The sequence below is a fragment of the Mesorhizobium sp. M4B.F.Ca.ET.089.01.1.1 genome (genome assembly GCF_004022605.1).
In the GTDB taxonomy this organism is placed as follows: domain Bacteria; phylum Pseudomonadota; class Alphaproteobacteria; order Rhizobiales; family Rhizobiaceae; genus Mesorhizobium; species Mesorhizobium abyssinicae.
The window spans coordinates 1-510 of sequence record NZ_RZOS01001314.1; the positions used below are offsets into that span (position 1 = coordinate 1).

A 510-nucleotide genomic window follows, 5' to 3' on the forward strand; every position below is an offset into this window, starting at 1 on the left:
GCATTGGGTCGTTCCGAAGGGCACGAAAAACCGGGCCGCGGCCATGCGGTTTGTCGCCTACCAGGCTACCGCGCAGGCGCAAGCTCGTCTCAACAATCTCATCTTTTATGGTCCGCTCAATCGGGCTGCCTTTAATTACATTGAGCCCAGTGTGGCCGCCAAACTGCCGACTGCGCCTGAGAACATTGACAAGCAATTCTTCTACGATCCGGCCTACTGGGAAGCCCAATCCTCCTCGGGCAAAACTAATACCGAAGTGCTCGTGGAGCGCTGGACCCAATGGGTGGCCAGCTAATGGCCACTTTATACCAGACCGTCAGAGCGGCCATCGCGTGGCCCCTACACAATCGCGAAACCTCGCTCTTGCTTGCTCCGATGGCACTTCTGCTCGGGATCTTCTTTTTCGTCCCGCTCGCTGGTCTCCTCTCTCTCAGCCTGTTCGATCCTGGACCGACGCTCGCACACTTCCAAGAGTTCTTGGGTGATCGAACGAACTGGATCATCCTCAGT

The 510-nt window shown here is 56.9% G+C and carries 1 pseudogene; it reads left to right on the forward strand.

Annotated features, from left to right (window positions below):
- Nucleotides 1-295: pseudogene (locus EN780_RS37315) on the forward strand (ABC transporter substrate-binding protein); the annotation flags it as partial.
- Between the last annotated feature and the right edge of the window lie 215 nt (nucleotides 296-510).